The sequence below is a fragment of the Pseudoalteromonas sp. Z1A6 genome, assembly GCF_011378745.1.
GTDB lineage: Bacteria > Pseudomonadota > Gammaproteobacteria > Enterobacterales > Alteromonadaceae > Pseudoalteromonas > Pseudoalteromonas arctica.
This window is the reverse complement of sequence record NZ_WTKW01000258.1, coordinates 1-6112: the sequence shown is the minus strand read 5'-3', so window position 1 is coordinate 6112 and position 6112 is coordinate 1. Positions and strand designations below refer to the sequence as shown.

General features: G+C 38.7%; 8 protein-coding genes. 3 read left to right on the top strand and 5 right to left on the bottom strand.

Going from position 1 to position 6112, the window contains the following annotated elements:
• Positions 1-39: 39 nt before the first annotated feature.
• The 5 genes from GQR46_RS14770 to GQR46_RS14750 form a co-directional block, all read right to left on the bottom strand.
• On the bottom strand, positions 40-216 hold the full coding sequence (locus GQR46_RS14770; protein WP_007583822.1) for a hypothetical protein: 177 nt from the start codon (positions 214-216) through the stop codon (positions 40-42).
• A 13-nt stretch (positions 217-229) separates the two neighbouring features.
• On the bottom strand, positions 230-1201 hold the full coding sequence (locus tag GQR46_RS14765; RefSeq protein WP_165727246.1) for an aldo/keto reductase: 972 nt from the start codon (positions 1199-1201) through the stop codon (positions 230-232).
• Between the two features lie 142 nt (positions 1202-1343).
• Positions 1344-2474, bottom strand: a complete 1131-nt coding sequence (locus GQR46_RS14760; protein WP_165727245.1) for a sodium ion-translocating decarboxylase subunit beta — start codon at positions 2472-2474, stop codon at positions 1344-1346.
• Positions 2475-2487: 13 nt separating this feature from the next.
• Positions 2488-4269, bottom strand: a complete 1782-nt coding sequence (oadA, locus tag GQR46_RS14755; RefSeq protein WP_165741329.1) for a sodium-extruding oxaloacetate decarboxylase subunit alpha — start codon at positions 4267-4269, stop codon at positions 2488-2490.
• An 11-nt stretch (positions 4270-4280) separates the two neighbouring features.
• A complete protein-coding gene (locus GQR46_RS14750; protein WP_007583814.1) occupies positions 4281-4523 on the bottom strand; it encodes an OadG family transporter subunit in 243 nt (80 codons plus the stop codon).
• Between the two features lie 519 nt (positions 4524-5042).
• Here GQR46_RS14750 and GQR46_RS14745 point away from each other — a divergent pair.
• The 3 genes from GQR46_RS14745 to GQR46_RS14735 all read left to right on the top strand — a co-directional run bounded on the left by GQR46_RS14745 (position 5043) and on the right by GQR46_RS14735 (position 6066).
• Positions 5043-5216 (top strand): DUF1328 family protein, encoded by a 174-nt coding sequence (locus tag GQR46_RS14745; RefSeq protein WP_002961939.1) that lies wholly within the window; start codon positions 5043-5045, stop codon positions 5214-5216.
• A gap of 58 nt (positions 5217-5274) precedes the next feature.
• Entirely contained in the window at positions 5275-5466 is a 192-nt protein-coding gene (locus GQR46_RS14740; protein ID WP_007378921.1) for a hypothetical protein, read from the top strand.
• Positions 5467-5598: 132 nt separating this feature from the next.
• Positions 5599-6066, top strand: a complete 468-nt coding sequence (locus GQR46_RS14735; RefSeq protein ID WP_165727244.1) for a YcxB family protein — start codon at positions 5599-5601, stop codon at positions 6064-6066.
• The last annotated feature ends 46 nt before the right edge of the window (positions 6067-6112 follow it).

Sequence of the window (6112 nt, the reverse complement as noted above, 5' to 3'; positions counted from 1 at the left end):
TTAAACCTGCAAAGGCTTTTTTGTGTACGCTAAAAACCATTAGTACATTAATACATAAATGAGCTGAATAACTAAAGACACCATCACTAATGGCCAAATATATTTGCTGTATTTGGTTGCACCGTTGAGCCCTATTTTACTTTGATATTTTTCAAGCAATGGAATAAGTATCGCTAGCGCGACAAACAAACCAATTAAAATAACGAATATATTCATATCAATGCCCTTCTTATGGTAGCTCATGGCCTTTAGCGCTTACATAAAGTGCATACCAATGCTCACGAGTTAGCTGTACGTTTACAGCATCACAAGAGGCTTTAATACGCTTGGCATTAGTTGTTCCAATAATCGGCTGAATAGATGCGGGATGGCGCAGTAACCATGCAATGACTATAGCCTCAGCAGACGTATCATAAAGTGCAGCCAGCTTATTAACTAAAAGACTGGTGTTTATATCAGCCTGCGATGCGTTTGATAAATCACTGCCGCTGTATAATCCTTGGCATAAACTGCCCCAGCTTTGAATTTGAATTTCAAAATGGCGACAGTACTCAATACTACCGGGCGTAAAATTAAGATCCTTACCGTCACTGTTACCGGCATATACACCTTCATCAACAAACTGATGTTTTTGTAAACTAGCCTCAATTTGATTAGCCACAATCGGCATATCAAGTGCATGCTGTAAAAAATTCATTTGATGTTGCTGCATATTCGATACTGCAAAATTGCGCACTTTACCGCTTTCTTTTAAGCAACTAAATATGCGAGCAATTTCGTTAGCTTCCATGAGTGGATCAGGACGATGTAGCATAAGTACGTCTAAATAGTCTGTATTTAATCGCTTCAAGGATGCTTCAACTGATTGCTCAATCCACTTTGATGAAAAATCATAGCGCTTTGGCCCTAAGTCATCTTCAAAACGAATCCCACACTTAGATTGAATATACATGTGCTCTCTAAGCTCTGGTCGCTCGCTTAATGCTTTACCAAAAACCTGCTCCGCTTTACCAAAAGTATAAATATCAGCATGGTCAAAAAAGTTAATGCCACCTTCAATAGCGTTATCTATGCATTCATGAGTTTGCTTAACATGTGCATCAGTGATTGCGTCTTTATTCCAACCGCCTCCCAGACCCATGCATCCGAATACAAGTTTACTAACATGAGGTAAGTGCTTTGCTAAAGGTGTGTGAAGCATGATAACTATCCTTAAAATTTTGAAGAGCTGTTACTGTAAACAAAAAGCGCTGAACAAGAAACCATTTAGCGGTGAACAAATTAAGAACAAAAAAAAGCGCAGTAAACTGCGCTAAATCATTTATTAACTACCACGTTAATTATTAGCCAACAAGTGCTAATAAAATACCCGCAGCAACTGCACTACCAAGTACACCCGCTACGTTGGGTCCCATAGCATGCATAAGTAAAAAGTTATGTGGGTTGCTTTCAAGGCCAACTTTATTAACTACTCGTGCCGCCATTGGCACAGCCGATACACCTGCTGCCCCAATTAATGGGTTTATAGGTGTTTTAGATATGCGGTTAAGTCCTTTTGCCATAAATACGCCAGATGCAGTACCAATTGCAAAAGCCAGTGCGCCAAGCACTAAAATACCAATCGTCTCAACAGTTAAAAACTTATCTGCAGCAAGCTTTGAACCTACAGCTAAACCTAAAAATATAGTTGTAACATTGATGATTTCGTTTTGAGCACTGTTACTTAATCTATCAACAACACCCGACTCTCGCATTAAGTTACCTAAACAAAACATACCTACAAGCGGTATAGCAGCCGGTAAAAACATAGCCGTTAAGCTAAGCACCATAAGAGGGAAAATAATCTTTTCCTTTTTAGATATTTTGCGAAGCTCTGGCATCTTAATTTTACGTTCTTCTGGGGTTGTTAACGCACGCATAATTGGCGGTTGAATAATTGGTACAAGAGCCATGTATGAATATGCGGCTACCGCTATTGCACCAAGTAAATCAGGTGCCAGTTTTGATGCTAAAAATATTGCTGTTGGCCCATCGGCACCACCAATAATGGCAATAGCTGATGCATCCTGTAGGGTAAACTCAAAACCTGGTACATAATTTAATAATATTGCGCCAAACAAAGTAGCAAAAATACCAAACTGTGCAGCCGCACCTAATAACAACATACGTGGGTTTGCAATAAGCGCGCTAAAGTCGGTCAGCGCCCCTACTCCCATAAATATTAATAACGGAAAAATCCCCGTATCAATACCCACGTAATAAACGTAATACAAAAGCCCACCTGGGTCTGACAAACCTGCCACTGGTACATTTGTTAAAATTGCACCAAAACCAATTGGTAATAATAATAGTGGTTCAAAGCCTTTAGCTATCGCTAAAAACAGTAATAAACACCCTACCGCAATCATAATTAACGATGGGATTGTAAAGTTAGCAATGCCGGTCGCATTCCAGAGGTTTAAAATACCGTCCATCCTCTATTTGCTCCTAAGCTAATGCAATCATAGCGTCGCCGGTAGTTACGGCATCGCCTTCACCAACCAACACTTCGGCAATAGTTCCGGTATGCATTGCGCGTATTTCGGTTTCCATTTTCATGGCTTCCATAATAATCACTACATCACCTTCGTTAACAACTTGCCCAGCTTTTACCTTAATCTTAAAAATATTACCGGCTAAAGGTGCGTTAAGTGTTTCACCTGATGCAACTGAAGCAGACTGAGGAATGTGCTCAGAGTCTTTTAATGTTACTTCTTTTAGCTCACCACCTTGCGCCACTACTACGTCGTAAACTTTACCATCTACTTTTACGCTGTATTGCTCAGCTTTAACGCTGTTATTATTTGATCCTGATTTTGGTGCTGCCTTATTGCTCTTATCTTCAACGGTAGGAATAGGCTCAAATGCATCAGGGTTATTACGATTTTTAATAAATTTCAAACCAACCTGCGGAAATAATGCATAAGTTAGTACGTCATCAATTTGCTCATCAGCAAGTGTTAAACCTTGCTCTTGTGCTTCTTTTAATAATTCAGCTTCAAGCGTTGCAAGCTCTGGTGCAATGTTATCTGCAGGGCGACAAGTAATAATCTCTGCTCCATCAAGCACACGCTCTTGTAGCTCTTTATTCATTGGTGCTGGTGTTAAGCCATATTCACCTTTTAATACGCCAGCAGTTTCTTTAGTAATTGTTTTATAACGCTCACCGGTTAGCACGTTAAGTACTGCTTGAGTGCCTACAATTTGCGACGTGGGTGTTACTAAAGGTAAAAAACCAAGATCTTCACGTACCCGTGGGATCTCAAGCAAAACTTCATTAAGCTTATCTGCCGCGCCTTGCTCTTTAAGTTGGTTTTCCATGTTTGTAAGCATGCCACCAGGTACTTGAGCTAGTAAAATACGACCATCAACCCCTTTTAAGCTACCTTCAAATGCCGCATATTTTTTACGTACATCTCTAAAGTAAGCAGCAATTTCTTCTAGATGATTTAAATCAAGGTCAGTATCGCGCTCAGTTCCTTCAACTATCGATACAATAGTTTCAGTTGCTGTGTGTCCGTAAGTCATACTCATAGATGAAATAGCGGTATCAAGCATATCAATGCCTGCATCAATCGCTTTTTGATAAGTCGCAGTACTTAAACCAGTTGTAGCGTGGCACTGCATAGCAATAGGAACCGACACGGTTTCCTTAAGTGCTTTAATTAGTTTTTCAGCATCGTACGGCTTTAATAAACCCGCCATATCTTTAATACAAATTGAGTGACAGCCTAAATCTTCTAATTGCTTAGCAAGAGTCAGCCACATATCAAGCGTATGAACAGGACTTACCGTGTACGAAATAGTACCTTGAGCATGTGCGCCTACTTTTATAGCCGCTTTAATCGCTGTTTCTAGGTTACGTACATCGTTCATTGCATCGAAAATACGAAATACGTCAACGCCATTTTTATGTGCGCGTTCTACAAACTTTTCAACTACATCATCAGCGTAATGGCGGTAGCCTAATAGGTTTTGACCGCGTAATAGCATTTGCTGTTTAGTATTAGGCATCGCTTTTTTAAGCGCACGAATACGCTCCCAAGGATCTTCGCCTAAATAACGAATACACGAATCAAATGTAGCACCGCCCCACGATTCAATAGACCAATAACCTGCATCATCTAGCTTGCTAGCAATAGGTAGCATATCGTCTAGGCGCATACGTGTTGCGAGCAATGATTGGTGCGCATCGCGTAATACCAATTCTGTTAATTTTAATTTAGCCATGTGTGTGCCCCTTATTTATTATTTGATTTGTACTGAGCAATGGCAGCACTAATAGCAGCGATGTGCTCATTAGGCACACCTTGAGATTTAAAAGACGGTGATTTAGCTGGTGATGCCTCTGGTTCGCTATAGCGCGTCACCAAATTAGACATAAGCGTTACTGCACCAATTAATATCGACAGAAATACAAACACCCCAACCATACCAGTTAGCATTAAGCTACCAGCCGTTGTGAGTAGAGCACCTATATCCATTTTTCTCCCCCTTGAAACCCATATCGAAAATAAAAAATCGATTTAATTAAATATTTATTCACTGGATAATAACAAAACTAGTCGCTTTGTCTACATCTTGTAAATTGGTAAAACCAATTAAACTATAAACAACATAACACTCAACAAATTTACATGCCATAACCCAGCAATCATGCGCCCTACAATACATACAGAAAATAACGACTATAGCTAATAGTTATATGGAAGTTGTTAATTAACTATTCAACTTAATAAAAATAACCGCCAAATTTTATAATAAGTACAAAAACACACACCAATTGTTAATTGGTCTTACCAAAAAGGTTATTTTTAGTGAATATTTACCGGTAACTTGTAACAGTGTGAATAACTTACATAACAAAGCGTAAAAATTACTAACTAACTAATAACTAAAAACACAGTTAAAAACCATAACCACTTGATATAAAACAAAAATAAACTTTGGCATATAACTGGCATTAGTTATTGTGAGCAAATTTGATAACCAAGGAGAAAACAATGTTACGCTGGACAATTACATTTTTAGTTATTGCTTTAATCGCTGCAGTGTTAGGTTTTGGTGGCATCGCAGGTGCCGCAGCTGGTATAGCAAAAATTATATTTTTTATATTTTTAGTACTTTTAGTGATCTCATTAGTTTCAGGTGCACTACGTGGTAAATCACCCAGGTAGATAAAGCATTCAACTAACAAACACTAAAATTTAATTAACACTTACAAGGAATTACATTATGAATTCAACAACTGTAAAAGCAGCACTAATCGGTCTATTCGCAAGTTTCTTTATCATGGGTTGTGAAGACAATCATGCAGAAGACGCAGGCGAACGTATTGACGAAGCAGTAACTGACGTGCAAAACAAAGTAGAAGATGCATGTGAAAATGTTAAAGAAGGCGTAAACGCTGAAGAAACTAACTGTTAATTCTTCTTGTATCGCTAAAAAACGGCCTTAGGGCCGTTTTTTTGTGTCTGTAATAAAATCACTGACTATAAAGCTGCTCATTTAGCGGCTAGCTTGTTAAAATAAAAAAAACGATATTTAAAGCAAGGCAATATGGCATTTACAACAACCTACACACTAGATAAACCTTACTTTTACGAGTGCTTTGACGAGTCACTCCCCTACAGTAAGCGCGCCAAACCTAAGTACTTTTTACTTGTACTCCTCGTTGCGCTTGGTTTATTTGGCATTTATGTTTTAAACGATCATTACTTAGGATCGTTTATGATCATGCTAGGTGTACTAGAGTGCGTCGCTTTTTACTATCGCAGACCTTGGTGGGTAACCAGACAAATGCTCAGCAGAGCGTCAGGCTCTGAGGTAACACTTACCTTTGATGAAGAAGGCATTAAGTCGGCTAATCATTACAAAAGTTTTGAGCTAACTTGGCAAAACATAAGCGAAGTAATAGATACTCAGCAAGGTATTATTATTAAAAATAAAAGCGGAATGCAGTACATTTCAAAACAAATACTAACCCCTGAAATACTCGCTTTTATAAACAAAAAAGCCACTCAGTGAGCTGTCTCTTGATCACAAGTCTGGCTCAAGAGATTTTGCTAAATCG

What these genes read in the sequence shown, in the direction of transcription:
- GQR46_RS14735 (WP_165727244.1), top strand. Translation starts at nt 5,599, where the DNA reads ATGGCATTTACAACAACCTACACACTAGATAAACCTTACTTTTACGAG.
- GQR46_RS14740 (WP_007378921.1), top strand. Translation starts at nt 5,275, where the DNA reads ATGAATTCAACAACTGTAAAAGCAGCACTAATCGGTCTATTCGCAAGT.
- GQR46_RS14765 (WP_165727246.1), bottom strand. Translation starts at nt 1,201, where the DNA reads ATGCTTCACACACCTTTAGCAAAGCACTTACCTCATGTTAGTAAACTT.
- oadA (WP_165741329.1), bottom strand. Translation starts at nt 4,269, where the DNA reads ATGGCTAAATTAAAATTAACAGAATTGGTATTACGCGATGCGCACCAA.
- GQR46_RS14760 (WP_165727245.1), bottom strand. Translation starts at nt 2,474, where the DNA reads ATGGACGGTATTTTAAACCTCTGGAATGCGACCGGCATTGCTAACTTT.
- GQR46_RS14745 (WP_002961939.1), top strand. Translation starts at nt 5,043, where the DNA reads ATGTTACGCTGGACAATTACATTTTTAGTTATTGCTTTAATCGCTGCA.
- GQR46_RS14750 (WP_007583814.1), bottom strand. Translation starts at nt 4,523, where the DNA reads ATGGATATAGGTGCTCTACTCACAACGGCTGGTAGCTTAATGCTAACT.
- GQR46_RS14770 (WP_007583822.1), bottom strand. Translation starts at nt 216, where the DNA reads ATGAATATATTCGTTATTTTAATTGGTTTGTTTGTCGCGCTAGCGATA.